Genomic DNA, 26,611 nt, shown 5'->3' on the forward strand with positions numbered 1-26,611 from the left:
CGCGGTAGCGGTGCCGCGGAGCCTTGGACAGAAATGGCATCCGCGCTCAGAAAGACGAGCCCGGCTGTTCCAGAAATAGTCGCTCGGCGTCGCTGGACTCGCGGCCGAGAATTGCATTGCGATGCGGAAAGCGGCCGAAGCGGGAGATCACCTCACGGTGACGCTCGGCATAGTCGAGAAAGCCGACGAACAGCGGCTGTTCCGACTCGTCGGCAATGTCGCGCAGGGCGGTGAACTGCGCGACGGCCAGATCCTGGGTTGCCAGGTTCTCAGCGTGCTCAAGCACCAAGTAGATGAACACGCGCTGGATCGGCGCCAACAGCATGTCGCCGCCGTGGGCCAGGCCATCGCGCACCAGTTGCTGGGCGCGCTCGTCGCCGGCGAACGCCTTCGGCGTGTTGCGATGGATCATGCGCGGCAGCTGATCGAGCAGCAGCACCAGTGCGAGCCAGCCCTCGGGCAATTCGGCCCAGTCCTGCAGCTCGCCGTTCAGAGCCTGTTCGACCAGTGCGCCGAAGCGCTGGCGCGCCTCGTCGTCCTGTTCTGCGCGGTAGCCAAACCAGAGTCGCTGCTTTTCAGCCGCGATCTCGCTGGCGCTGGTGCCCTGGCCGAACCACCAGTGGAGCAAGTCCTGCCAGGGCGCCTGCATCGGTCAGCCCTGGTGGTAGCCGGTGACGCGCTCGACTTCTTCCTTCGAACCGAGGAACACCGGCACGCGCTGGTGCAGGGACTCCGGCTGAATTTCCAGGATGCGCTGCGTACCGTTGGTGGCGGCGCCGCCGGCCTGCTCGACGATCATCGCCATCGGGTTGGCCTCGTACATCAGGCGCAGCTTGCCGGCCATGGAAGGGTCGCGGTTGTCACGCGGGTACATGAATAGGCCGCCGCGGGTGAGGATGCGATGCACGTCGGCCACCATCGAGGCGATCCAGCGCATGTTGTAGTTCTTGCCCAGCGGGCCGTCCTTGCCGGCCAGCAGCTCGCTGACATAGCGCTGCACCGGCTCTTCCCAGTGGCGCTGGTTGGACATGTTGATGGCGAATTCGGCGGTGCTCTGCGGAACGCTGAGGTTCTCGTGGGTAAGCACGAAGCTGCCCAGCTCACGATCCAGGGTGAAGCCCATCACGCCGTGGCCGAGAGTTAGAATCAACATGGTCTGCGGGCCGTAGATGGCGTAGCCGGCGGCAACCTGCTTGGTCCCCGGCTGCAGGAAGGCTTCCTCGCCGAGTGCGTCGTTCTGGCTGAAACAGGCATCCGGGCAGCGCAGCACGGAGAAGATGGTGCCGACCGAGACGTTGACGTCGATATTGCTCGAGCCGTCCAGCGGATCGAAGACCAGCAGATAGGCACCCTTCGGGTACTTGCCGGGAATCTGGTAGGCGTTGTCCATTTCCTCGGACGCCATGCCGGCCAGGTGGCCGCCCCACTCGTTTGCCTCCAGCAGGATTTCGTTGGAGAGCACGTCGAGCTTCTTCTGCACTTCGCCCTGGATGTTCTCGCTGTCGGCGCTACCCAGTACGCCACCGAGGGCGCCCTTGGATACCGCGTGGCTGATTTCCTTGCACGCTCGTGCCACGACCTCGATGAGAAAGCGCAGATCAGCAGGCGTGTTGTTACTGCGAGTCTGCTCGATGAGGTAGCGACTGAGGGTTACGCGTGACATGGAAATGACTCCGGAGGAAGGATAAACCCGCGCAGTTTAGCAGGCCGTAGGAAAACTAACTCCCCTCAGACAGGTCCGCCCCCTGCAGAGTTCAGCGAAGCGGCGGCCAGATTGCCAGCACGGTCGGCAACCCTCGCCATTTGTGGCTGCGCGCCGGCGGATGACCCTCCGGCGCGCCGACCATCACAGCACTTTCCAGATCTCCCGGGCGTACTCGCGAATGGTGCGGTCAGACGAGAACCAGCCGGTGCGGGCGGTGTTCAGCACGGAGGAACGCCACCAGCGTGCCGGATCACGCCAGCACTCCTCGACATCCAGCTGCGCCTGCCAGTAAGCCTCGAAATCGGCGCAGACCATGAAGGTGTCGTGCCAGCTGATGCCATCCACCAGCCCGGTGTAACGGCCCGGATCACCCGGCGAGAAGGCACCGCCACGAATCGCCGAGAGCACTTCGCTGAGCCGCGGTGAAGCGCCGATGATGGCTTCGGCGTTGTACTCGTTGGCCTGCTTGCGCACATTCACCTGCTGCGCGGTGAGGCCGAAGATGAACATGTGTTCAAGGCCGATCTGCTCGCTCATCTCCACATTGGCGCCGTCCAGGGTGCCGATGGTCAGCGCCCCGTTGAGGGCGAACTTCATGTTGCTGGTACCCGACGCCTCCAGGCCGGCGGTGGAAATCTGCTCCGACAGGTCCGCCGCCGGGATGATGTCCTCGGCCAGACTGACGTTGTAGTTGGGCAGGAACGCCACCTTGAGCAGGCCACGCACGGTGGGGTCGGCATTGATGGTGTTGGCGATGTCGTTGGTCAGCTTGATGATCAGCTTGGCCTGGTGATAGCTCGCCGCCGCCTTGCCGGCGAAGATCTTCACCCGCGGCACCCAGTTGCCGCCCGGATCGGAGCGAATCGCCTGGTACAACGCGACGGTGTGCAGCAGGTTGAGCAACTGGCGCTTGTACTCGTGGATGCGTTTGACGTGCACGTCGAACAGCGCGGTCGGGTCGACGCTGATGCCCAGCCGCTCCTGGATCACATTGGCCAGATGACGCTTGTTGGCCAGCCGCTGCTCGGCGAAACGCTGGCGGAACGCGGCCTGTTCGGCAAAGGGTTCGAGCTCGCGCAGGCGGGTTTCCGGCTCATCGAGCACCTCCTCACCGACATGCTCCACCAGCAACTGGGTCAGCTGCGGATTGGCCTGGTAGAGCCAGCGGCGGAAGGTAATACCGTTGGTCTTGCTGTTGATCCGCTGCGGGTAAAGACTGTGCAGATCGGTGAACACGGTCTTGCGCATCAGCTGGGTGTGCAGCCCGGATACGCCATTGGTGCTGTGCGAACCGAGGAAGGCCAGATTGCCCATGCGCACCCGGCGACCGTGATCTTCCTCGATCAGCGATACCGACCGCAGCAGCTCGGCATCGTGGACGCCACGCTCGCGCAGCTGGTCGAGATGGTAGGCATTGATCAGGTAGATGATCTGCATGTGCCGCGGCAGCAGGCGCTCCATCAGGCCCACCGGCCAGGTTTCCAGCGCTTCGGGCAGCAGCGTGTGGTTGGTGTAGGACAGCGTGGCCGTCGTCAGCCGCCAGGCATGCTGCCACTCGTAGCTGTGCACGTCGACCAGCAGGCGCATCAGCTCGGCCACGGCAATCGCCGGGTGGGTGTCGTTGAGCTGGATGGCGGTGTACTCGGGCAGGCTGTCCAGCGAACCGCGTTGCTTGATGTGGCGACGCAGCAGGTCCTGCAGCGAGGCGGCGACGAAGAAATACTCTTGGCGCAGGCGCAACTCCTGCCCGGCCTCGGTGCTATCGGCCGGATAGAGCACCCGTGAAATGCTTTCGGCGCGGGCCTCTTCGGCCGCTGCACCGATATGGTCACCGGCGTTGAAGCGCGCCAGATGGAAATCCGCCTCGGGTCGCGCACGCCAGAGGCGCAGCGTGTTCACCCCGGCGCCGCGCCAACCGACGATGGGGGTGTCATAGGCGATCGCCCGTACCCCTTCGGCCCAGTGCCAGAAATGCTGGACCTCGCCTTTCTCGTTGGTGGCCGCCGTGACGCTGCCGCCGAAGCCGATCAGATACTTCACCTCGGAGCGCTCGAACTCCCAGGGGTTGCCGAAATCCAGCCAGGTCTCGGTCTGCTCGTGTTGCCAGCCATCGACGATGGCCTGGCGGAACAGGCCGTGGTCATAACGGATGCCGTAACCATGGGAGACCACGCCGAGGGTCGCCATGCTCTCCATGAAGCAGGCCGCGAGCCGGCCGAGGCCGCCATTGCCGAGCGCCGCGTCAGGCTCCAGCAGGCGGATGCGTTCGATATCCACGTCGAGCCCGGCGAGCGCTTCACGCGCCACGTCGAGCAGGCCGAGGTTGCTCAGGCTGTCGACCAGCAGGCGGCCGATGAGAAACTCCAGAGAGAGGTAATACACCCGCTTCTGCCCGCTGGTGTAAGCCTCGCGCGTGCAATCCATCCAGCGGTCGATGGTGCTGTCGCGAGTAGCCAGGGCTACCGCATGGAACCAGTCGTAATCGGAGGCGTTCTCCGGATCCTTGCCAACCGAATAGGTGAGCTTGCGCAACACTCGCTCACGGAAAGCGGCAATTTCTTCAGCGGTGGCAATGGCTGTTTCCTGCGTCATGGACAGACCTCGGTTAGCGAAGACACACAAGAGGGACTCGCGGCAGCCATGCCCGTTCACCTCCATTCGACATTCCAGAAAAAGCGTTGCAGGTTTCCTTTACATCTGCGCTACCGCCCGTCCGGTCGCCGCCGTCGGAAGACGCTGGTAATCGCCGCGCGACTCGTTATGATCCGCGCGCCCGAACGCACCGAAGACTGCCCGTGAAGACAAGATTGATCGCCTCCGCCGACCCGGAACGCCTGGAAACCTGGGTGCGCTACAGCGCCGGCCTGTGCCGCGACTGCCATGCGACCTGCTGCACCCTGCCGGTGGAGGTACGCATCGACGACCTGATCCGGCTGGAGCTGGTCGATGCCTTCGAGCGCGACGAGCCGGCGAAGAACATCGCCAAGCGCCTGAGCAAGGCGGGCATCGTCGAGCACTTCAATCACAAGCACGAGATCTTCACACTGACCCGCCTGACCAATGGCGACTGTCTATATCTGGACCGCAAGACCCGGCTTTGCACGGTCTATGCCAAGCGCCCGGACACCTGCCGCAACCACCCGCGTATCGGCCCGCGCCCAGGTTATTGCGCCTACCGAAGCAAAACCGCCGGCTGACGCGGCGCACCATCGGACATCGCCGCTGCACCCGCCAGCACCGATGCGGAACACCGCAGGCAGCAGCGCGGCGTGCCCGGATTCGTCGCCACGGATAGCCTGAACGGACTGGCCAAAGCGTGACTCAGGAGTCATGCTTGGCGTCTGTCTGTATCTTCGTAACGTTTAGGAACCTCCCCGGCATGAGCCGCGATAGCCGCTACTTGGAAGCCATCCTCCATCACGACATTCCGCTGACCCGCTCGCTCGGGCTGCGCGTCGAGCAGTGGGAAAACCACGAGTTGCGCCTGCAGGTACCGCTGCAGCCGAACATCAACCACAAGAGCAGTATGTTCGGCGGCAGTCTGTATTGCGCTTCGGTGCTGGCAGGCTGGGGCTGGCTGCATCTGCGGCTGCGCGAGGCGGGCATCGAGGATGGGCACATCGTCATCCACGAAGGGCAGATCGAGTACCCGCTGCCGGTGGTGGACGATGCAATCGCCATCTGTTCAGCGCCGAGCCCCGAGGCCTGGGAGCGCTTCGAATCGATCTATCGTCGCCGTGGCCGTTCGCGGCTGGAGCTAAAAAGCCGCATCCTGGCGGCCGACGGCCGTGACGCGGTGCGCTTCACCGGGCAGTTCGTGCTGCACAAATAAGCGAAGGATTACATTGCACGCGTCTGCGACGGCTTGCTCAGTCGGCGCAATGCCCGCTCCAGGCAGGCGCGCTGGGGTTACTCGCGATTGGCCAGTTCGATCAGCCAGTCGCGCCAGTCGACGCCTCTGGGCAGGGCCAGGAAAGACGGGTTCAGATAGCTTTCCCGCGTGTCATAGCGCAGCGCCGCACCACTGACATCCAGCACCTCGCCACCGGCACCTTCCAGCACCCCCTGCGCGGCAGCGGTATCCCACTGCGAGGTCGGCGCCAGGCGCGGGTAGCAATCCGCAGCACCTTCGGCCAGCAGGCAGAGTTTCAGCGAACTGCCGACATTCGCCAGCGCCAGCTCACCGAAACGTTCGCCCAGACGACTCAACAGCTGCTCCTGCGCCGGACTGCTGTGGCGCCGGCTGGCAACCACGGTAAACGCTTGCTCCGGCTGCTGGCGCACGCGCAGCGGCTGAGTCGCGCCGGACACTTCGCTGCGCCAGGCGCCGAAATCCTCGCCGCCGTAGTAACAGCGTCCGGATGCCGGAATGCCGACCACGCCGAAGCGCACCTTGCCCGCCTCGATCAGCGCGACGTTGACCGTGAACTCCTCGCTGCCGGCGATGAATTCCTTGGTGCCATCCAGCGGGTCAACCAGCCACCAGCGCGTCCAGCCGGCGCGCTCGCTCAGCGGCACCTCGCAATCCTCCTCGGACAGCACCGGGATGGCGCTATCCAGCGCCAGCAGGCCGTCCAGCAACACCTGATGCGCCGCCATATCGGCGACGGTCACCGGCGATTCGTCGGTCTTGGTCTGGACATCCAGCTCGCTGCGCCAGTGCGGCAGGATCGCCTCGCCCGCCTGACGCACCAGATCGATGACCGACGACAGATAGGGATGACTCATTGGCCGAACTCTCCGCGCTGGGTCAACAGATCCTTGGCCAGGTACAACGCGGCCAATGCGCGCCCCTCGCTGAACTGCGGATGCTGCACCAGACTGGACAGTTCGTGCAGGTTGACCTTGTCGAGCCGCATCGGCTCCGGCTCGTCGCCGGGCAGCTGCTCCGGATACAGATCGCGCGCCAGCACCACCTGAATCTTCTGGCTCATGTAACCGGGCGACAACGACAGCTCGGTGAGCAGCTCCAGGCGGCGCGCGCCGAAGCCGGCCTCCTCCTTGAGTTCGCGGTTGGCCGCTTCGAGCACGTCTTCACCCGGCTCGATCAAGCCCTTGGGCAGCGACAGCTCATAGGTGTCGGTGCCGCCGCAATATTCTTCGACCAGCAGTGCATTCTCCGCATCGGCCAGCGCCACGATCATCACCGCGCCATAACCGCTGCCCTTGCCAACCAGGCGTTCATAGGTGCGCTCGACACCATTGGAAAAACGCAGCTGCAGCTCCTCGACACGGAACAGTCGGCTGCTGGCGACGATCTCACGGGCTAGCACGGTGGGTTTCTGGCGCATGGGAAACTCCTGGAAACGCGAGCGGCTATCATAACCCGGCTTTTTGCGCTGGCCGTGAGTGCTTTACGACCAGCTGACCGACGCCGTCCCGTCCATACACCGCTGACGCGAGCCCGCACATGACCGCCAACCTGCCCTGGTCCGATATCGATACTGTCCTGCTCGACATGGACGGCACGCTGCTGGATCTCCATTTCGACAATCATTTCTGGCTCGAACTGCTGCCGCAACGCTACGCCGAGCTGCACGGCATCAGCCGCGCCATGGCCGAGCTGGAACTGGCACCACTGTTCAACGAGCACGTCGGCAAACTCACCTGGTATTGCCTGGACTACTGGACCCGCGAACTCAACCTGCCGATCCGCGACATGAAACGCGAGATCGCCGAGCTGATCGCCCTTCGACCAAATGCCGACGAATTTCTCGCCGCGTTGCGCCAGACCGGCAAGCGCGTGGTGCTGATCACCAATGCGCACCGCGACTCGTTGTCGCTGAAGCTGGAGAAGATCGAACTGGCGCCCTGGTTCGACCGCCTGATCAGCTCCCACGACTACGGCTATCCGAAGGAGGAGCCGCAGTTCTGGCACGCACTGCGCCAGGATCTGGAGTTCGAGCCCGCACGTGCACTGTTCATCGACGATAGCCTGCCGATCCTGCGTAGTGCGCAGCGCTTCGGCATCGCGCATCTGCTGGCGGTGCGCGAGCCGGACAGTCGCAGCGCACCGAAGGACACCGAGGAATTCGCCGCGGTTGACGATTACCTCGACCTGATCCGCAGCCTGCACGGCGGTCCAGCGTGACGGCTGGCGCTGCCTTCGGCAGCCGGAAGCTTTACACTACGCAACAGTTGCCGTCGGCGGGAACCGGCTCAGGACGAGCCCGGGCCGGCACGCATCGAAACAGCGCAGCGGTGCGCAGCACATGCCCTGCCGCTCGTAGTTCGCCCACGGATGATCGATAGGAAGCAACATGGCAGCAGTAGGCGCCGAATTCTGGCCCCATAGTCACAGCGAGATGAGTGAGCGAATCCGCCGGCATGACTGGGGTGCGACTGCGCTCGGAACTCCTGACGCCTGGCCGGCTTCGCTACGGCTGCTGCTGGACACCATTCTCGAAGCACCCCTGCCGATGTGCATCCTCTGGGGCGACCAGGCGCTGCAGTTGTACAACGACGCCCACGCCGCACTGATCGGCGATCGCCACCCGGCCGAACTCGGCCAGCCCGCTTGCCACCGCTGGGGCGCGACCTGGGCCCTGCTGGAGCCGGCCTGCGACACTGCTCGCCGCGGTGAGCCACGGGTACTGCGCAATCAGCAACTGGTCATCGAACGCGATGGCGCTCCGGTGGAAGCCTGGTTCGACCTCGCCCTGAGCCCCATTCGCAACGCCTCGCACGGCATCGGCGGCCTGCTGCTGTGCCTCAGCGAAACCAGCGAACGCGTGCGCACCGAAACCCGCCTGTCGCAGACCGCCCTGCACTACAAGCTCAGCGCCGAGGTGCATCGCGCCAGCGAACAGCGCCTGCAACTGGCACTCGAGGCCAGCGACCTGATCGGCATCTGGGACTGGGCCATCCAGGCCAGCGAGATTCCGGCGGGGGCTGAGCTTTCCCGCATCCTGCCGGTGGCCCAGTCCGGGCCGAACGGCCTGAGCAGCGAAGCCTTTTTCGATCATGTCCATCCCGACGACGTGCCACTCCTGCGCGCCGCGCTGGAGCGCTGCATCGTCGAGCGCGGTACGCTCGACGAGCGCTACAGGCTGCGCAGCGACGATGGCGTCACCCGTTGGGCGCTGGCGCGCGGGCGCTGCCATTGCGACGAGCAGGGCTGGCCACAGCGCTTCCCCGGCGCAGTGATGAACATCACCGGACAGCAGGCCAGCGAAGATGCCCTGCGCCAGAGCGAAGCCGAGTTGAAGATGGTCACCGACGCACTGCCGGTGCTCATCGGCTACGTCGACGCCGAGGAACGTTTTCGCTTCAACAACCGCTACTACTCCGACTGGTTCGGCCACTCGACCGAATGGCTGCTGGGCAAGACTGCCCGCGAAGTGCTCGGTGAACGTGGCTATGCCGAGCGCCAGACAAGCATCCGTGATGCCCTCGCCGGCCGCGACGTGACCTTCGAGGCCCATAGCCCGCACCGCGACGGCCAGCCCCGACGCATGCTGGTGCACTACCTGCCGCGCCGTGACGGCCAGGGCAACGTGCTCGGCTTCTTCGTCATGGCGCTGGATGTCACCGAGCGCTGGCGCGCCGAACAGGCGCTGCGCGAACTCAACGAGACACTGGAAAGCCGTATTCAGGAGCGCACCCAGGCCCTGGCGGAAGTCTACGAACGCCTGCTCAAGGAAATGGCCAGCCGCGAGCAGGCACAGGAAGCGCTGCGTCAGGCGCAGAAGATGGAAGCAGTCGGCCAGCTGACCGGCGGCATCGCCCACGACTTCAACAACATGCTGACCGGCATCATCGGCGGCCTGGACCTGATCCAGCGCTACATCCAGTCCGGCCGCCACGGCGAAACACAGCGCTTCATCGATGCCGCGGTCACCTCGGCCAATCGCGCCGCGGCATTGACCCACCGCCTGCTCGCCTTCGCCCGGCGTCAGCCACTGAACCTCAAGCGCGTCGAACTCAATCAGCTGATCGAATCGATGCACGACCTGCTCAGCCGCACGCTGGGCCGCCATATCCAGATCCGCAATCAGTTGCAGCAAGGTCTGTGGCCGGTTTCCAGCGACGAAAACCAGCTGGAAAGCGCGCTGCTCAACCTGGTCATCAACGCCCGCGACGCCATGGCTGACGGCGGCACCCTGCTGCTGGAAACTCGCAATGTCGAACTGTACAGGCAGGGCGATGTGGGCGATCTGGCCGCCGGGCGCTACGTCATCCTCTGCCTGACAGACAGCGGCTGCGGCATGAGCCCCAAGGTGCTGGCCAGCGTCTTCGAACCGTTCTTCACCACCAAACCCATCGGCCAGGGCACCGGGCTCGGCCTTTCCATGGTCTACGGCTTCACCCGGCAGGCCGGCGGCCATATCCAGATCGCCAGCGAACCGGGCGAAGGCACCCAGGTCAGCCTGTACCTTCCCGTATTCGAGGACCAAGGCGTCAGCGTCGCGCCTGCCGGCGAAGACGACGGCCCGCTTCAGGCCCAGCAAGGTGAAACCGTCCTGGTGGTCGAGGATGATCCGGCGGTGCGCCTACTAGTCATCGACGTGCTACAGATGCTCGGCTATCAGACGCTGGAAGCCGCCGACGGCAATGCGGCGATCCGCCTGCTTGAGAGCACGCCCACCATCGACATGCTGGTCACCGATGTCGGACTGCCCGGCATGAACGGCCGGCAACTGGCGGATGTTGCGCGCCAGCATCGCCCCGATCTGCCGGTGCTGTTCATGACCGGCTATGCCAAGCAGGCCGCCAGCGCGGACTTCCTCGAACCGGGCATGGACATGATCAGCAAGCCGTTCAACCTCGATGCGCTGGCCAAGCGCGTACGCGACATGCTGGCGGATAGCGACCAGCGGTGAATCGTCCGCGGCCGGCTGGGGTCATAACTCTATCCGCCGGCCGCGAGCATGCACTGCAGTTGCAGCGATGCAGAACGCCGGTCTCGTCAGACCTCGTGGCCTGTGCGGTGAGTGGGTTGAGGCAGGTTCGGATGTAAATGGCCGAGACAAGGCGCTGCGACGAGTCATAGCGGGTTATGGCGAGGAGCAGCAACCCAGTATCGGGGCCATGGACGCCGAAATTGACCAACCGAACCTGCCAAACAGGCGACTAACTGGACCGAATTGCCGATGAACGCCCCGTCTCGCCTGAATGCCGGCGTCGCCGCTGCCGCGCAACCACCTGCCGGCGCCAGCCAGCGCTACTGCTACCAGCCGATCGACGATGTCGCGCAATGCGCAGTCGATCTTGCCGAGGAGTGCGCGCTGGCGATCGCCTACAACGGGCTGAGCCAGGCGGTGATGATGATCTCGCCGGCCGATCTGGAAGATTTCGTGGTTGGCTTCAGCCTGGCCAATGGCTTCGTCGAGTCGCTGGATGATATCTACGACATTCGCCTGCACGGCAGCGGCAGTGCCCGGCGCGCTGAGCTGGACATCGCCAGCCGCGCGTTCTGGCGCCTCAAGCAGCAACGCCGCCAGCTACCCGGCAACAGCAGCTGCGGACTCTGCGGGGTCGAAGCGCTGGAGCAGGCACTGCCGCGCCTGCCGATCATGCCGGCAGCACCACTGCCGCCCTCGCACTGGTTGCAGGACCTGCGTCAACGAATCGAAGCGTTTCAACCGCTGGGGCGCGACTGCGGGGCGGTGCACGCCGCATTGTTCATGGACGCCAACGGCGAGATCCGCCTGGGCCGCGAGGATATCGGACGGCATAACGCGCTGGACAAGCTGATCGGCGCCATGGCCCGCTCCGGCTGTGCAGCGGCCGGCGGCCTGGCGATCGTCACCAGCCGCTGCAGCCTGGAGCTGGTGCAGAAAGTTCAGCGGGCCGGGATTCCAGCGCTGGTAAGCCTGTCTTCACCCACCGGCCTGGCCGCCCAGTGGGCGCAGCGGCATAACCTCAACCTCATCCACCTGCCACAGCACAGCCCGCCGCGGATCTACAGCCCTGCCGCAGCGGTGCGCGCGCAAGGCTGATGCTGATTCCGAGGGGGTAAAGGCGCTGCGCTCAGGCCCCACAAGCAACTTGAGACCATTCGAAACATCCTCTTGTTCCTTATCGAAATCAAATAGTTAGCAAACGCCAACCGGATCACGCATTTCATCGGAACGCTCTTGCCGCAAGCGCAGCGGCGCGTGAGGATCGCGGCGCAATCCACATACGGGATCACTCCATGAAGTACGCCTCGATTTTCCTGTTATCCACCAGTCTGCTCAGCGCGGCAGCCTTCGCCGGCAGCAACACCGAAGCCGCCGTCGGCGGCGCGCTTGGCGGTGCACTGGGTTCAGTGGTGGGAGAGCATCTGGGGGGCTCGACCGGCGCCACCATCGGTGCCGGCGTTGGCGGCGCGGCTGGTGGCATGGTCGGTGCGGACAAACGCAGCCGTACCGAAGCGGCCATTGGTGGTGGCCTCGGCGCCGCTGGCGGTAATGTCATCGGCCAGCAGGTCGGTGGCAGCACGGGTGGGCTGATCGGCGCAGCCGTGGGCGGCGGCGCTGGCGGCGCGATCGGCAATGCCTACGGCGACGATGATGATGACTACCGGCGTGACCGTCGCTACCGGGATGATCGCCGCTACTATGGCCATCCAGGCAAAGCCAAGGGTCATTACAAGCACAAACACAAGCATCACTGAGGGCCGCAGACGGCAGGCATTGCCGTCTCGCAGCCATCACTGCCTCGCCCGGACCGGCCCAGCCGCTTCGGGCGAGCTCTTTTACGGGCTTCTGCTGGATGCGCCGAGCGGATTAACTCAAGGCTTCCAGCGCGGCGCGCAAGCGCCCGGGAATGGCGGTGGGACGGTTGCTTGCGCGTTCAACGAAGACATGCACGAAGCGACCCGCGGCGCACGCCTCCTGCTCACCCTCGCGGAAGATTGCCAGCTCGTATTGCACCGACGAGTTGCCCAGCCTGGCCACCCGCAGCCCGACCTCGATGACGTCCGGATAAGCGATCGACGCAAAGTAGTCGCAGGCGGAGCTGACCACGAAACCGACGATCTCACCGCCCTGGATATCCAGCCCGCCCTGCTGGATCAGATAGTTGTTCACCGCGGTATCGAAGAAACCGTAATAGACGACGTTGTTCACGTGGCCATAGATATCGTTGTCGTGCCAGCGCGTGGTGATCGGCTGAAAATGCCGGTAATCGTGGCGCAGGTGCTTGGGTTGCTCAGGCATGGGTGGTTTCCGCGTGCAGTAGTAAAAGGGGGCTCAATACGCCGCCTGATAGATCGCCAGCGCATCGGCTTCGGTGACTTCGCGCGGGTTGTTGACCAGCAGGCGCTGCTGCAGCATCGCCTCCTTGGCCAGCTGCGGCAGCATCTCCTCCGGCACGCCGGCATCGCGCAGCCGGGTCGGCAGGCCAACGCGCGCACTCATCTGCTCGAACTCCTCAATCAACTGCTCGGCATAGGTGGACGGGTCGTCGGCGCGCAAACGATCACCGAGGATGATCGGCGCCAGCTCGCCGTAATGAGTGGTCGCCGCGCTGACGTTGAAGCGCAGCACCTGCGGCAGCACCAGCGCATTCGACAGCCCGTGCGGAATATGAAAGTTGCCACCCAGCGGATAGGCCAAGGCATGCACCGCCGCTACTGGCGCATTGGCGAACGCCTGCCCGGCCAGGCAGGCGCCGAGCAGCATGGCCTGACGCGCCTCGCGATTGCTGCCGTTATGCACCGCCTCGTCGATGTTCGCCGCCAAGAGTCGCAGCGCTTCGCGGGCCAGCAGGTCGGACATCGGATTCTTTTTCAATGCGCTGGTGTAGGCCTCGATGGCGTGCACCATGGCGTCGATACCGGTGGCCGCGGTCACCGCTGGAGGCAGGCCGAGGGTGAGGTCGGCATCGAGCAGCGCCAGATCAGGCAGCAGCAAGGGCGAGACCACGCCCATTTTGGTCGTCTCACCAGTGGTGATGATCGCGATCTGCGTAACCTCGGAACCGGTGCCCGCAGTGGTCGGCACCTGGATCAGCGGCAGGCGCTGGCCCTTGGCATTGCCGACGCCGTAGATGTCCTGCAGTGATTGGGCACAGGCCGGATGAGCAAGCAGCGCCACCAACTTGGCGACGTCCATGGAGCTGCCGCCCCCAAAGCCGATGATGAGATCGGCGCTGCACGCTTTAGCCTGCTCGACCGCAGCCATTACGATATTTTCTGGCGGATCGGCGATGACCTGATCGTACACAGCGACCTGCAGCCCCTCCGTCTCGAAGCCAGGCAAGACCTCGTTGAGCAGGCCGAAACGGGTGATGCCCGGATCGGTGACGACCAATACGGAACGCGCCCCGCGCTCCTTGCAGAGGCTAGCCAAACGACGAGAAGAGCCGGGCTCACAGATCAATTGCGCGGTTGTGGCAAAGCTGAACGGATGCATGCTGCCTCCTGAGTGTTTTGATTCGGCGTCGGTGACAGCCCATCGAAAAGCGCCCTCACCCCAGTCCTCTCCCAAAGGGAGAGGGGGTAGTTCTGTGTTGTAGCCCAACACCGCGTCCTACCGTCACTCGTCAATCCTTCTCCCCACTGGGGAGAGGGTTGGGGCGCCCGGCTTAGGGGTGAAGGGAGCAAGGAATGGCCTCGCACAAAACCAGGCATCGCCAGTAAACCGACTTTGATCTACTGCGAGCCCCGCGCGGGTCAGCCTCACTCAAAACGCAAAATCCGTCTCCGGCAGCGCCATCAAACATTCGGCCCCACCCTGAATCGCTTCCCGATGCGCACTGGCCCGCGGCAGTACACGACGCAGATAGAAGTCCGCACTGGCTAGCTTGGCCTGATAGAACGCCTCTTCACCCGTACCCTGCTCCAACACATCCTGCGCGCGCGCCGCGGACTGCAGCCACAGCCCGGCCAACAAGACATAGGCGGAGTACTGGAGGAAGTCCACCGACACCGCGCCAATCTCCTGCGGATCACGCCCGGTGGCAGCAATGATCTCGGCAGTCAGCTCGCGCCATTCGCCGATGCGTGCCTGCACCTTGCTGGCCATGTCGTGCATTGCCGGCCGGTCGATCTGCCGATCGCAAATCTCGCTGAATTCCGCCTGCAGCGCCGACAGTTCCGCGCCGCCGTCGCCGAGCAGCTTGCGGCGGATGTAATCCAGCGCCTGAATGCCGTTGGTGCCCTCGTAGAGTTGGGTGATGCGGCTGTCGCGCATCAGCTGTTCCATGCCCCATTCGCGGATATAGCCGTGGCCGCCGTAGACCTGCACGCCGAGGCTCGCCACCTCCTGGCCCATGTCGGTGAAGAACGCCTTGACGATGGGGATCAGCAGCGCCGCGCGCTTGCTCGCCGCCTTGCGATAGCTCGGCTCGGGATGGCCGTGTTCGAGGTCCAGCTGGCGGGCGCAGTAGGCCGCCAGCATGCGGCTGCCTTCAACGAGCGTCTTTTGCGTCAGCAGCATGCGGCGCACGTCGGGGTGCACGATGATCGGGTCGGCGACCTTGTCCGGATGCTGCGCGCCTGCCAACCCACGAGACTGCAAGCGCTCACGGGCGTAGGCCAGCGAGCCCTGATAAGCCTGTTCGGCAATGCCAAGCCCCTGCAAGCCGACCTGGAAGCGCGCGTCGTTCATCATGGTGAACATGCACGCCAGGCCCTGGTTGGGCTCGCCGACGATCCAGCCGGTGGCGCCATCGAAGTTCATCACGCAGGTCGCCGCGCCCTTGATGCCCATCTTGTGCTCGATGGCGCCGCAGCTCAGCGCATTGCGCGCCCCCGGCGTGCCGTCGGCATTGGCGATGAACTTGGGCACCAGCAGCAGGCTGATGCCCTTCACCCCGGCCGGCGCATCCGGCAGGCGCGCCAGCACCAGGTGCACGATGTTCTCGCTCATGTCGTGCTCGCCGCCGGAGATGAAGATCTTGCTGCCGCTGATCTTGTAGCTGCCGTCCGCCTGCGGCTCGGCCCTTGTGCGCAGCAGGGCGAGGTCGGTGCCCGCCTGCGGCTCGGTGAGGCACATGGTGCCGCTCCAACTGCCGCTGACCAGCTTCTCCAGATAGGCATTCTTCAGCTCATCGCTGCCGTGCTTGTACAGCGCCAGCACCGCGCCCTCGGTGAGGCCGGAATAGATGCGAAAGGACAGCGACGCGCCCATCAGCATCTCGTGGAAGTTGCAGGCCACCAGCTGCGGGAAGCCCTGGCCGCCGTATTCGGTCGGCCCGGTCATGCTCGCCCAGCCGTTGTCGACGTACTGTTTGTAGGCCTCGACGAAGCCCTGCGGCGTGCGCACTTCGCCGTTTTCCAGGGTCACGCCCTCTTCGTCGCTGTTTCGATTGAGCGGCGCGATCTCGCCGCCGGTGTAGCGCGCCGCTTCTTCCAGCACGCCGTCGATCAGCTCGCGGTCCAGGCCGTTGCCGAGCAGCTCGCAATGGCCGGTGGCGTCGAACAGCTCGTGCAGGACGAAGCGCATGTCACGCAGGGGAGCCTTGTATTCCATGCTCACGCCTCCTTCTTGTGATCGGCGAAGCGGCCGCCAAGAGTGGCCAGGCTGTCGATCAGCTCGGCAGGCTTCCAGTGCTCGCCGCGCTGCTCGGCCAGGGCATTCAGGCGATCACGAATGGCCGGCAGGCCCTGGCGATCGGCCCAGGTCATCGGCCCACCGACTTCGGCCGGGAAGCCGTAACCGTAGAGGTAGACGGTGTCGATATCGGCGCTGGACTCAGCCACGCCCTCCTCGAGAATCTTCGCGCCCTCATTGACCAGCGCCAGCAGGCAGCGCTCAAGAATCTCCTCCGAGCCAATCTCGCGACGCTCATAGCCGAGCCGCTCGGACTCACGCTGCACCAGGGCGTCCACTTCCGGATCGTGCTCGGCCTGGCGGCTGCCCTCGGCATAGCGGTAGTAGCCCATGCGCGATTTCTGGCCGAAGCGGCCCAGCTCGCAGAGACGATTGTCGACCTGCACCTCAGGCTCATCCTGGCCCTTGCCGGACAGTTCACGGGCGCGCCACTCCAGGTCGATACCGACCACGTCGTACATGCGGAACGGGCCCATGGCAAAACCGAAGCCCTGCAGCGCGGCGTCCACCTGATGCGGATAGGCGCCTTCGAGCAGCATCATCCGCGCCTCGCGCACATAGGTGGCGAGCATGCGGTTGCCGATGAAGCCCGGGCAGTTGCCGGCGACCACGCTGACCTTGCCCATGCGCTTGCCGAGCGCGGTGGATGCTTCGAGCACCGCTTTGGAAGTCTTCGCGCCGCGGACGATCTCCAGCAGTTTCATGATGTGCGCCGGGCTGAAGAAGTGCAGACCCACAACTTGCTCAGGGCGCTTGGTGACCGCGGCGATGGCGTCGATATCCAGCGCCGAAGTGTTGCTGGCAAGGATGCCGCTCGGCTTCACGATGCCGTCCAACTCGCGGAAGATATTCTGCTTGAGCTCAAGATTCTCGTAGACCGCCTCGATCACCAGATCCACTTCGGCCAGTGCCTGGTAATCGGCCGCCTTGCTGACGCAGGCGCGTCGTGCAGCCGCCTGAGTCTCGTCGATCCGGCCCTGGCGCACATTGTGCGCGTAGGTGTCAGCTACCACGCTCAGCGCCTGTTCCAGCATCTCGGGGTTGTTGTCCAGCCAGCGCACCTGCACGCCGGCGTTGGCCAGGCTCATGACGATCCCGCGGCCCATGGTGCCCGCCCCGATCACGGCGGCGGTCTGGATATCGAAGCGGTCTTGGCTCATTGCAGCTGTCCTCGTTGCAAGGCTGGAAAAACTGGAGACCAACCATAGACGAAGACGCTACTATTTTTGAAATTTAGTCTTGTGATGTTTCGGATTCACCAAATGAATACCTACAACTTCGACCTCAACCTGCTCCGCGTGCTGGATGCCCTGCTGCGCGAGCGCAACGTCTCGCGCGCCGCCGAACGGCTGTCGCTCAGCCAGCCGGCAGTCAGCAACGCGCTCAATCGCTTGCGTGAGTTGCTCGACGACCCGCTGCTGGTGCGTGCCGGCCGAGCCATGCAGCCGACACCAAGGGCGCTGGCACTGGAAGCACCGATCCGTCACGCGCTGCAGCAGATCGAGCACAGCCTGATTGCCGACGAAGCCTTCGATCCGGCGCGCAGCCACCAGCGTTTCCGCATCGCCGTGACCGACTATGTCGAGCTGATCTGCATGCCGGCGCTGATGCGGCGTCTGGCCGAGCACGCACCCGGCATCCAGCTGGCGATCCAGCACCTGACGCCGACGCTGCCGGTCGAAGCGCTGGACAACGGCGAGGTCGACCTGGTGCTCGGGCGCTTTCTCGAGGTGCCGTCACGCCTTCACGTACGTCGCTGGGCCAGCGAGACGCTGCAGGTGGCGGTGCGGCGCGACCACCCGCTGCTGACGGCGGGGCTGGATCTGGATGCCTTTCTGCGCCTGCGCCACCTGTGGGTGCATGGTGGCCAGACCCGCGGCATGGTCGACCAGTGGCTGGAAGCCCAAGGGCTTGAACGCAAGGTTGTCTACACCACGCCGAACTACCTGCAGGCCGCGCATATCGTCGCCAGCAGCGACCTCGCTGCCGTACTGCCGACCCAGTTGGCGCGCTATTTCGCCACGCTGCTACCGCTGCAAACCTTCGAGCTGCCGTTCGATCTCGGCACCTTCGCGCTGGATATCGTCAGCGTCGCACAGCGACAGAACGACTCGGCGCTGCAATGGCTGATCGAGCAGATCGACGCCGTGGCGCCTGGCTGAGGCGCGAATCGAGCGCAACGAATCTCGCGCCTGGCTAATATCCATTTGCTAGTATCTCCCAGCGTTTCCGTCGGGAATTTCCCGAAAGCAGGCGACTGCGGCCGGCTGCGCGGAACATCGCAGCAAGGTGGATATCTACTCTTGCTAATGCGCCATGGTGAACATGGACGATCAAATCAAATCCGGAGCTAGACCTATGGCGGCCCTGCTGCAACGTACCACCGACACCATCACTCGCAATCAGGCCGAACTGCTCAGCAGCTGGAAGTCCGACCTGCAGAATCTGGGCGGCTATCACAACGTCAAGCCCGAAGAACTGGCCCAGCAGACCGTCGACTTCATCCGCCAGCTGATCAGCGGAACGGCAGACGGCTCGGCCGATATCAACGGTCCGGCCTGGGACGGCATGCGTCTGTATCTGGAAAAACTCTCGCGCAGCCGCGCACTGCTTGGCATGGATTCGCAACAGACCGCGGGCTTCATCTTCGCCATCAAGCGTCCGCTGATGGCCCTGCTGCAGAGCGAGTACGCCAATGAGCCGGCAGTATTCGCCGAGCAGCTGTGGGCGGTATCCGAACTGATCGACAGCCTGGGGCTGTACACCGTACGCACCTTCCAGAAGTCCCGCGAAGAGGTGATCAAGCGTCAGCAGGAAGAGCTGCTGGAGCTGTCGACTCCGGTGGTCAAACTGTGGGATGGCGTGCTCGCCCTGCCGATGATCGGCACCCTCGACTCGCAGCGCACCCAGGTGGTGATGGAATCGCTGCTGCAGCGCATCGTCGATACCGGTTCGGAAATCGCCATCATCGATATCACCGGTGTGCCGACGGTCGACACCCTGGTTGCCCAGCATCTACTGAAGACGGTCACCGCGATTCGCCTGATGGGTGCCGACTGCATCATCAGCGGCGTGCGTCCACAGATCGCGCAGACCATCGTGCACCTGGGCCTGGACCTGCAAGGCATCGTCACCAAGGCCAGCCTGGCCGACGCCCTGGCCCTGGCCCTGCGCCGTTCCGGCCTCACCGTGACGAAGGCCGTCTAATGGATCGCATACCCATTCTGCGGATGGGCGAGTTTCTGCTCGTCACCATCCAGGTCGACATGCACGACCAACTGGCGATGACCCTGCAGGACGACCTGGCCGAACGCATCAGCGCGACGTCGGCAAAGGCCGTGCTGATCGATATCTCCGCACTGGACATGGTCGACTCCTTCATCGGCCGCATGATCGGCACCATCTCCGGCCTGTCGCGGATCATGGATGCCGAGACCGTGGTGGTCGGGATGCAGCCCGCCGTGGCCATCACCCTGGTCGAACTCGGCCTCGAACTGCCCGGCGTCAGCACCGCGCTGAACGTCGAGCGCGGCATGCAGCTGCTGCGCGCCCGCGTGGCCGCGCAATGATCGTGCGCAGCAGCGGCAGCCAGCCGGTGCGCCTCGAACAGGATGTCGTGCTGGCGCGGCAGACCGTGCGCAAGCTGACCCAGGAATGCGCCATGCGCCTGATCGACCAGACCAAGCTGGTCACCGCGGTCAGCGAGCTGGCGCGCAACACCGTGGTCTACGGCGGCGGTGGCGACATGGATTGGCAGCTGATCGAGGACGGCACGCGGGTCGGCGTGCGCCTGACCTTCCGCGACGAAGGCCCGGGCATCGCCGACATCAAGCTGGCCATGACCGACGGCTGGACGTCCGGCAGTGGGCTCGGCCTGGGGCTGACCGGCGCCAAGCGGCTGGTTGACGAGTTCGAACTCGACAGCACGGTCGGCGCGGGCACCCGAATCACCATCACGCGGTGGACATGAACGTTCAGGGAAGCGTCACCCAGGTCCTGCTGATCGAAGACAACAGCCAGATCGGCCACGCCCGCCGGGTCGCCCAGCGGCTGGCCGAACAGCACGACTTCGACACCACCGATGCCGGGCGCGTCGCCCTGCTCGCCACCGAGTTGGGCAGTAACCTGCTCAAGCACGCCGGGCGCGGCGAGTTGCACTTGCGCGTAATTCCTGGACGAGAGGGGCGCGGCGTCGAAATCATCGCGATCGACCGCGGACCGGGCTTCGACCTCGATCAATGCCTGACCGACGGCTTTTCCACCCGCGGCACCCAGGGCATCGGGCTCGGCGCGCTGGCGCGTCAGGCCCAGGTGTTCGACTCCTATTCCGACGCCCGCGGCTCGGTGGTGCTGGCGCAGCTGTTTCCTCGCGGCGTGCAGCCGCCGCCGTGGCGCTATGGCGTCAGCCAGCATCCCTATCCAGGCGAAACAGCCTGTGGCGACGCCTGGCAGCTGGCCTTCGACGGGCAGCGCTGCAGCGCCCTGGTCATCGATGGCATCGGCCATGGCGAGCTTGCCCAACAGGCCGCACTGGCAGGTGCGGTGGCGTTTGCAGAATCCCCACTGGATTCCCCCTTTGCCTTGTTCAGCAATATGCACCAGGCGATGAACGGCACTCGTGGCGGCGCCGCAGCCATCGCGCACTTCGACGGCCAGCGTCAGACGCTGGATTTCGCCGGCATCGGCAATATCGGCGCCAGCCTGATCGCTAGCGAGGGCTCGCGTGGCCTGGCCTCACATCCTGGCATCGTCGGCGTGCGCTTTCGCAAGGCGCATGTCTTCGACTACCCGCTGGGCGAGGCGCGGCTCCTGGTGCTCTACAGCGATGGCCTGCAAACACGCTGGAATCTGCGCGACTACCCCGGTCTCGTTCACCGTCACCCGGCCATCATCGCCGCACTGTTGCATCGCGACTTCTGCCGCGGTCGCGACGACGTGACCGTGCTGGCACTCAATCTGGAGGCTCCCCGTGGCTGATCCGACGTCCCCCGAGACCGGCGACGCCGGCCAGCTCGAACAGCTGCGCCGGGCGAATGAATCGCTGCGCGCCGAACTGGAAGAAACCAATCAGGGTGTACTGGCGCTGTATGCCGAGCTGGACACCCAGGCCGAGCAGCTGCGCCAGGCCTCGGACCTGAAGAGTCGCTTTCTGTCGTACATGAGCCACGAGTTCCGTACGCCGCTGGGCTCGATCCTCAGCATCACCCGCCTGCTCAGCGACGAACTGGACGGCCCGTTGAGCCCGGAACAGCACACGCAGGTGCGTTTCGTCAGCTCGGCCGCCAGCGAGCTGAGCGAGATGGTCGATGATCTGCTCGACCTGGCCAAGATCGAAGCCGGCCGCGTCAGCATTTCCCCGGCCTGGTTCGACATGCTCGACCTGTTCTCGGCGTTGCGCGGCATGTTCCGCCCCATCGTAGAGGGCTCGCCGATCGACCTCATCTTCGAAGAGCCCGAAGGCATTCCGCGGCTCTATACCGATGACAAGAAGCTGGCGCAGATCCTGCGCAACTTCATCTCCAACGCGGTGAAGTTCACGCCTCAGGGGGTGGTGCGCGTGTCGGCCCGGATGGAAAACCCGCAGCAGGTCCGCTTCGCCGTCAGCGACACCGGTATCGGCATCGCCCCCGAGCTGCACGACCGGCTTTTCGAAGACTTCGCCCAGGTCGACTCGCCGCTGCAGAAGCGCCTGCGCGGCACCGGCCTCGGCCTGGCGTTGTGCAAGCGTTTCGCAGAACTGCTCGGTGGCCGTGTCGGTGTGGAAAGCGAACCAGGCAAGGGCTCGGAGTTCTATGTAGTCCTGCCTCTGGCGATTGATACGGAGCCTTCCGATGGAGCGTGACAGCCGTCTGTTGATCGTCGACGACAACGCGCCGACGCGCTATGCGATGCGCCGGGTACTGGAACGCCATGGCTATCAGGTGCTGGAAGCCGGCACTGGCAGCGAAGGCCTGGAACTGGTGGCCAACGCCGCGCCGGATGCGCTGATCCTCGACGTCAACCTGCCGGACATGAGCGGCTTCGACATCGCCCGCCAGCTGCGCGCCGATGCGAACACCGCCCTGCTGCCGCTGATTCACGTGTCCGCCGCCTCCATCGAGACCAACGACATCATCACCGGCCTCGATGCCGGCGGCGATGCCTACCTGATCCACCCGGTCGATCCCGACGTGCTGCTGGCGACGCTGCGCACCCTGCTGCGGGTGCGCGATACCGAGCGCGCACTGCGTGACAGCGAGGCGCGCTTCCGGGAAATCTTCTTCCATGTCGCCGCGCCCATCGCGGTGCTCGACGCCGAACTGCAGCTGCACGAGTGCAACCATGCGTTTGAACTGCTAGTGGGAGCCGTCGGCCCGACGGCTCCCCTGTCGCAACGTTTCGCCGCCGGCCAAGAAGCGATTCTCGCCGAGCTGAGCGCACATCTTCAGGCCGGCGAGCGCTGGCAAACGCCGCTGCAAATGCAGGTCAACGGCGATACCCGCGAGACCGAGTGGCAAATTTCGCCGTACCGCGCACAGGGCCTGGGCCTGGTGTTCGTTGAGGACGTGACCGAACAGCGTCTGCGTGAACGCGCACAGCGCCAGGAAATCGCGACTACCACCAGTCAGCTCGCCCACGAGGTCGCCGAGCGAGCGCGCACCGAAGAGCAGCTGCTGCAGGCGCAGAAGATGGACGCCCTGGGCAAACTCACTGGCGGTATCGCCCACGACTTCAACAACCTGCTCACCGGCATCATCACCGGCATCGAGCTGATGAAGCAGCGCATCATCGAAGGCCGCGCCGACAGCGTGCTGCGCTTTGCCGATGCCTCGCTCAGCTCGGCGCGCAGTGCAGCGTCGCTGACCAATCGCCTGCTGGCTTTCGCTCGCAAACAGCCGCTGGATGCACGGGCGCTGGATATCAACGAACGCATCCGCTCGCTGGAAGACCTGCTGCGGCGCACCATCGGCGAACGCATCACGCTGACCTTCGACTTCACCGCCGAGCCCGCGGTGGCGCGCGTGGACGTCAGCCAGTTCGAGAGCGCCCTGCTCAATCTGGTGATCAACGCCCGCGATGCGTTGCCCGAAGGCGGGCATATCCGCATCAGTACGTTCCCCTCGGATGGCGGCCAGAAGGCGGAACTCGCCGCAGGTCGTTACATCGGCCTGTGCGTGGGCGATGACGGAACGGGTATCGATCCCGGCGTGCTGGACAAGGTCTTCGATCCCTTTTTCACCACCAAGCCGCAGGGCCGCGGCACAGGGCTGGGGCTATCGAGCATCTACGGGTTTGCCCTGCAGTCGGGTGGCGATGCGAGCATTCGCAGCACGCTCGGCGCCGGAACCGAAGTCACCCTCCTGCTGCCCGCCGCCAACGGCGAACAGGCAGCGACGCCTGCCGCAGCGCCGGATAGTTCGATGCGGCTGGTCGGCCACGAGCACGTGCTGGTGGTGGAAGACATGCCCAGCGTGCGCATGCTGATCGCCGAGACACTGATCGAAGCCGGCTACCGCTGCAGCCAGGCGGGCGACGTGGAAACCGCCCAGTCTCTGCTCGAGGCCGACCCGTCGATTGACCTGCTGCTGAGCGATGTCGGGCTACCCCGTCTTTCCGGTCGCCAGCTGGCCGAATGGGCACGCCGTGAGCGTCCGACACTGCCGGTGGTGCTGATGACCGGCTATGCGGAGAGCGCATCCAGTCGCGAGGGCTTTGTCGATGAGCGCATGGAGCTGGTACTCAAGCCGTTCGAAGGTGCAGACCTGCTGATCAAGATCCGCGGTCTGCTCGACGAAGCCTGACGTTGCCGACCGGCCATCCACCGCCGCTTAAAAATTACCGATCTGCGCTTGATTCGCATGGCGCGGGCAACAAAAAACCCGCCGAAGCGGGTTCTTTCTGACCTATCCGAATCCTTCCGGCTGCCTTCCTGGCGTGGTCGATCGTCCTGATCCTGAGCACATCCTGCGCTTCAGAGTGGGCATAGATTAATCATCAGGCCGCAGGCAATGAAGAGCCAAAAACCGGGATTCTTGTAAGCCTTTCGCTATAGCTAAAACGAACGTGTCGTTTCACTGTCGCGCTTACCAGCCTGGCGGGACAGAAGGCGCCTTTGCGCGGCCACGCACCCCCGCTGCTTTGTCGGCAAGCGATGCTCCCGCTACGAACTATTAGCGTGGAACATTTGTTGAATTATTTCTCTTGCCTCCATAGCTCATACAATATTGATGATTAACAACTAGTTAAACCCTAAATATTTGAGCTCGCGGGCTCACTTAAAGGAGCCAAGTTATTTAAATCGCAAATAAAAGCTGTACATATATTTAAATCTACGTATATTCGCCCCCACTGCTTCGCAATTAACACTTCGACACCCGGCATGATGTTTCTCTGTTTCATCTCCTCGGTTCGTTTTGCTTCTCGCTTCTCAGTCTCGGCACCGAATGCTTCAGTGCTGCAGCCTTAAAACACCTTGGGAGATACTCATGTCTACTCGTCAAAATGGCACAGTCAAATGGTTCAACGATGAAAAAGGTTTCGGCTTTATTACGCCGACCGATGGCAGCGAAGATCTGTTCGTTCATTATCGTTCAATCGAAAGCACAGGCTTCAAAAGCCTGAGCGAAGGCCAAGCGGTTTCTTTCATGGCTACCAAAGGCCAGAAAGGGATGCAGGCTGATCAGGTTCAAGTCTCCTAAGACGCCTGATACAAAAAAGCCCCGCTTCGGCGGGGCTTTTTTTCGTCCGTAATATCTGACGCAACGGCTTTCCCATAATCGGAAAATAATGGGTGCGAATTCTGAATGTCGCAAATACGCGCGGTCGACGTACAGCGCCAGCGGCATATGAATACGTCAGAAAAGCAAAAACCCGCCGAAGCGGGTTTTTTCTGACCTTTCCGAATTCCCTTCGATTGCCGTCCTGGCGATGGTCGATCTTCCTGATCCTGAGCGCGTCCTGCGCTTCAGAGTGGGTGTAGATTAATTACACGCCGTGGACGGTAAAAGGGTCGAACGCCGCAGTCTCTTGTAAGCCTTTTGCTATAGCTGCAGGAGCCGGGGAACTTTCAGACCCAAGGAGCGCCTCGCAGTCGCCCTGAAAGGCCTGACTTAGAGCCATCCTGAGCAAGCGATGCACCGTATCGACGGTGCATCGCTGCGACGAGAGCCAAAACGCGCGAAACCTGTCCAGCAGACGTATTAGTCCTTGGACAGGTCAACCAGCGGCTCGTCACGAATTTCAGTGTCGCGACCGGCCTGTACCGCTTCGATCCGTTTGCGCGCGGCGTCGACTGCGGCGCTATTGACCAGCAGCTCGTAACTCACGCGAAAATGCTTCTGCTCACCCGGCTCGATCTTCGGCACCAATCCCAACGGCCGTTGATAGCGGCGGTTGTAGGAAAAGCTGGTACCCGGTTCGAGGCCGGTCACGTAGCCCTGCTTCTCGGTATCGGTGTTCTTCCACAGCGAGAACACCGGTAGCTCGGCGGTATTGAAGCCGACACTGACGCCGAGATTGCCGGCGCGGTTGTGCAGCATGGTCAGAGTCTGGCCCTGTTCGTCCGCATAGGGCACCACGTTGAACACCGTCTCGTCGTAGTCCCTGGTCGGGCCGCGATAGCGCTGCCAGTCGCTCAGCTCCTTCGCCGCGCGGGGGTTGAACGGTGAGACCTGTTTGACCGGCGCCACGAAGCGCGCGCCCTCCTCCAGCAGCGGCGTGCCGAAATTGGTGTGGTACAGCACCTGGTATTCCTTTGCGTAGTCACCCTGATTGGTCAGCGTGTCGTGCAGCGAGAAACCGGCACGACCCGGCTCGGTGCTGAGCTCGGTGAGAATCGCGAAGTCGAGTTTCTTGAAGGCCTTCTCCTGCAGCTCGCCTCGCAAGCGAATGGCATAGGGCGGCTTTTCATCGATCTGCAGCACCACGCGCGAGGCCGGAATGTTCGCCGCACGGCCATGCAGCGTGAGCAGTTCGCCGTTGTCTTCGCCGGGGTGGCCGACCCACTCGAAGCCGCAACGGGTGACCAGCTCGTTGAAGCCCTCGAGCCACCCCAGCCCGCCGCGCCCGTTGAGCTCGATAAAGGCCGGGTTGACCACTTCATCCACCGGCGAATCCCAGCCCAGGCGTACCTCGCCGGCCACCGCTTCCAGCACGTTCATGCCGCGCGTGGGCACAACGGTCATGCGCATGCTGCCGTTGTCGATCTCGATCAGGCTGACGCCTTCCTGCCGGCCGCCATGCAAGGTACGCATGCTGACCGAGAATGGCGTCGGCGCGTCGATGCCCAGCTCTTCGCTGGTGATGCGCCAGTTCTTCGCCGGCTTGTCGTGGTCGATCAGCACCTGTTCCCAGGCCATGGCAGGGGTGGCCAGGCAGATGCCCAGGCCGAGGAGAAGCTGCAAACGGGTCATGGGGGGTTCCCTTTGTTGTTATGACTCCTGCT

Annotated in this window: 24 protein-coding genes; 14 read left to right on the plus strand and 10 right to left on the minus strand. The window is 64.0% G+C overall.

Annotation, left to right across the window (positions count from 1 at the left end; genetic code table 11):
• Positions 1-46: 46 nt before the first annotated feature.
• The 3 genes from LW136_RS20625 to LW136_RS20635 all read right to left on the minus strand — a co-directional run bounded on the left by LW136_RS20625 (position 47) and on the right by LW136_RS20635 (position 4,297).
• A complete protein-coding gene (locus LW136_RS20625) occupies positions 47-649 on the minus strand; it encodes a DUF924 family protein (protein ID WP_234173938.1) in 603 nt (200 codons plus the stop codon).
• 3 nt (positions 650-652) lie between these two features.
• Positions 653-1,663 carry a class 1 fructose-bisphosphatase gene (locus LW136_RS20630; RefSeq protein WP_234173940.1) on the minus strand — a complete coding sequence of 337 codons (1,011 nt, stop codon included), beginning with the start codon at positions 1,661-1,663 and terminating at the stop codon, positions 653-655.
• Positions 1,664-1,846: 183 nt separating this feature from the next.
• Positions 1,847-4,297 carry a glycogen/starch/alpha-glucan phosphorylase gene (locus LW136_RS20635; RefSeq protein ID WP_234173941.1) on the minus strand — a complete coding sequence of 817 codons (2,451 nt, stop codon included), beginning with the start codon at positions 4,295-4,297 and terminating at the stop codon, positions 1,847-1,849.
• A gap of 197 nt (positions 4,298-4,494) precedes the next feature.
• On the opposite strand from LW136_RS20635, the gene LW136_RS20640 reads away from it, so the two are divergent.
• A complete protein-coding gene (locus tag LW136_RS20640; protein WP_226686942.1) occupies positions 4,495-4,902 on the plus strand; it encodes a YkgJ family cysteine cluster protein in 408 nt (135 codons plus the stop codon).
• A 182-nt stretch (positions 4,903-5,084) separates the two neighbouring features.
• Positions 5,085-5,537, plus strand: coding sequence for a thioesterase domain-containing protein (locus tag LW136_RS20645; RefSeq protein ID WP_003303048.1), 453 nt, complete (start codon positions 5,085-5,087; stop codon positions 5,535-5,537).
• A 77-nt stretch (positions 5,538-5,614) separates the two neighbouring features.
• On the opposite strand, the gene cysQ is transcribed toward LW136_RS20645, so the two are convergent.
• Positions 5,615-6,433 (minus strand): 3'(2'),5'-bisphosphate nucleotidase CysQ, encoded by an 819-nt coding sequence (cysQ, locus tag LW136_RS20650; RefSeq protein WP_234173946.1) that lies wholly within the window; start codon positions 6,431-6,433, stop codon positions 5,615-5,617.
• Entirely contained in the window at positions 6,430-6,996 is a 567-nt protein-coding gene (gene nudE, locus LW136_RS20655; protein ID WP_041015291.1) for an ADP compounds hydrolase NudE, read from the minus strand. Before nudE ends, cysQ begins: the two co-directional genes overlap by 4 nt.
• A gap of 119 nt (positions 6,997-7,115) precedes the next feature.
• On the opposite strand from nudE, the gene yrfG reads away from it, so the two are divergent.
• From yrfG to LW136_RS20675, 4 genes are all read left to right on the plus strand, one after another.
• Complete coding sequence (gene yrfG, locus LW136_RS20660; RefSeq protein ID WP_046618565.1) at positions 7,116-7,796, plus strand: GMP/IMP nucleotidase; 681 nt, start codon at positions 7,116-7,118, stop codon at positions 7,794-7,796.
• A gap of 169 nt (positions 7,797-7,965) precedes the next feature.
• Positions 7,966-10,527, plus strand: coding sequence for a PAS domain-containing hybrid sensor histidine kinase/response regulator (locus LW136_RS20665; protein WP_234173952.1), 2,562 nt, complete (start codon positions 7,966-7,968; stop codon positions 10,525-10,527).
• Positions 10,528-10,797: 270 nt separating this feature from the next.
• Positions 10,798-11,646: a formate dehydrogenase accessory sulfurtransferase FdhD gene (fdhD, locus tag LW136_RS20670; RefSeq protein WP_228207688.1), complete on the plus strand. Its 849-nt coding sequence runs from the start codon at positions 10,798-10,800 to the stop codon at positions 11,644-11,646.
• A gap of 197 nt (positions 11,647-11,843) precedes the next feature.
• Positions 11,844-12,305 carry a glycine zipper domain-containing protein gene (locus LW136_RS20675; RefSeq protein WP_003303059.1) on the plus strand — a complete coding sequence of 154 codons (462 nt, stop codon included), beginning with the start codon at positions 11,844-11,846 and terminating at the stop codon, positions 12,303-12,305.
• 112 nt (positions 12,306-12,417) lie between these two features.
• On the opposite strand, the gene LW136_RS20680 is transcribed toward LW136_RS20675, so the two are convergent.
• The 4 genes from LW136_RS20680 to LW136_RS20695 all read right to left on the minus strand — a co-directional run bounded on the left by LW136_RS20680 (position 12,418) and on the right by LW136_RS20695 (position 17,348).
• Complete coding sequence (locus LW136_RS20680; protein WP_044316037.1) at positions 12,418-12,849, minus strand: acyl-CoA thioesterase; 432 nt, start codon at positions 12,847-12,849, stop codon at positions 12,418-12,420.
• Between the two features lie 33 nt (positions 12,850-12,882).
• Positions 12,883-14,046 (minus strand): iron-containing alcohol dehydrogenase, encoded by a 1,164-nt coding sequence (locus LW136_RS20685; protein WP_234173953.1) that lies wholly within the window; start codon positions 14,044-14,046, stop codon positions 12,883-12,885.
• A gap of 270 nt (positions 14,047-14,316) precedes the next feature.
• Entirely contained in the window at positions 14,317-16,107 is a 1,791-nt protein-coding gene (locus LW136_RS20690) for an acyl-CoA dehydrogenase C-terminal domain-containing protein (RefSeq protein WP_234173954.1), read from the minus strand.
• Between the two features lie 2 nt (positions 16,108-16,109).
• Entirely contained in the window at positions 16,110-17,348 is a 1,239-nt protein-coding gene (locus tag LW136_RS20695; RefSeq protein WP_234173955.1) for a 3-hydroxyacyl-CoA dehydrogenase, read from the minus strand.
• A gap of 102 nt (positions 17,349-17,450) precedes the next feature.
• Between LW136_RS20695 and LW136_RS20700 the strand changes: the two genes are divergently transcribed.
• The 8 genes from LW136_RS20700 to LW136_RS20735 all read left to right on the plus strand — a co-directional run bounded on the left by LW136_RS20700 (position 17,451) and on the right by LW136_RS20735 (position 24,866).
• The gene (locus LW136_RS20700; RefSeq protein ID WP_234173957.1) at positions 17,451-18,350 is read left to right on the plus strand and encodes a LysR family transcriptional regulator; all 900 of its coding nucleotides are present in this window, start codon (positions 17,451-17,453) and stop codon (positions 18,348-18,350) included.
• 196 nt (positions 18,351-18,546) lie between these two features.
• On the plus strand, positions 18,547-19,395 hold the full coding sequence (locus LW136_RS20705) for an STAS domain-containing protein (RefSeq protein WP_042922653.1): 849 nt from the start codon (positions 18,547-18,549) through the stop codon (positions 19,393-19,395).
• The gene (locus tag LW136_RS20710; RefSeq protein WP_041015300.1) at positions 19,395-19,757 is read left to right on the plus strand and encodes an STAS domain-containing protein; all 363 of its coding nucleotides are present in this window, start codon (positions 19,395-19,397) and stop codon (positions 19,755-19,757) included. The genes LW136_RS20705 and LW136_RS20710 overlap by 1 nt, the downstream gene beginning before the upstream one ends.
• Complete coding sequence (locus LW136_RS20715; RefSeq protein WP_003281109.1) at positions 19,754-20,158, plus strand: ATP-binding protein; 405 nt, start codon at positions 19,754-19,756, stop codon at positions 20,156-20,158. The genes LW136_RS20710 and LW136_RS20715 overlap by 4 nt, the downstream gene beginning before the upstream one ends.
• Positions 20,155-21,165 carry an ATP-binding protein gene (locus LW136_RS20720; RefSeq protein ID WP_042922650.1) on the plus strand — a complete coding sequence of 337 codons (1,011 nt, stop codon included), beginning with the start codon at positions 20,155-20,157 and terminating at the stop codon, positions 21,163-21,165. Before LW136_RS20715 ends, LW136_RS20720 begins: the two co-directional genes overlap by 4 nt.
• Positions 21,158-22,030 carry a sensor histidine kinase gene (locus tag LW136_RS20725; protein ID WP_014821947.1) on the plus strand — a complete coding sequence of 291 codons (873 nt, stop codon included), beginning with the start codon at positions 21,158-21,160 and terminating at the stop codon, positions 22,028-22,030. The genes LW136_RS20720 and LW136_RS20725 overlap by 8 nt, the downstream gene beginning before the upstream one ends.
• Positions 22,020-23,969 carry a response regulator gene (locus LW136_RS20730; protein WP_042922648.1) on the plus strand — a complete coding sequence of 650 codons (1,950 nt, stop codon included), beginning with the start codon at positions 22,020-22,022 and terminating at the stop codon, positions 23,967-23,969. The genes LW136_RS20725 and LW136_RS20730 overlap by 11 nt, the downstream gene beginning before the upstream one ends.
• 684 nt (positions 23,970-24,653) lie before the next feature.
• The gene (locus LW136_RS20735) at positions 24,654-24,866 is read left to right on the plus strand and encodes a cold-shock protein (protein ID WP_014821949.1); all 213 of its coding nucleotides are present in this window, start codon (positions 24,654-24,656) and stop codon (positions 24,864-24,866) included.
• A 501-nt stretch (positions 24,867-25,367) separates the two neighbouring features.
• Here LW136_RS20735 and LW136_RS20740 read toward each other — a convergent pair.
• On the minus strand, positions 25,368-26,579 hold the full coding sequence (locus LW136_RS20740; RefSeq protein ID WP_042922647.1) for an aldose 1-epimerase family protein: 1,212 nt from the start codon (positions 26,577-26,579) through the stop codon (positions 25,368-25,370).
• Between the last annotated feature and the right edge of the window lie 32 nt (positions 26,580-26,611).

Origin of the sequence: Stutzerimonas kunmingensis, assembly GCF_021432085.1 — a bacterium.
Classification (GTDB): Bacteria; Pseudomonadota; Gammaproteobacteria; order Pseudomonadales; family Pseudomonadaceae; genus Stutzerimonas.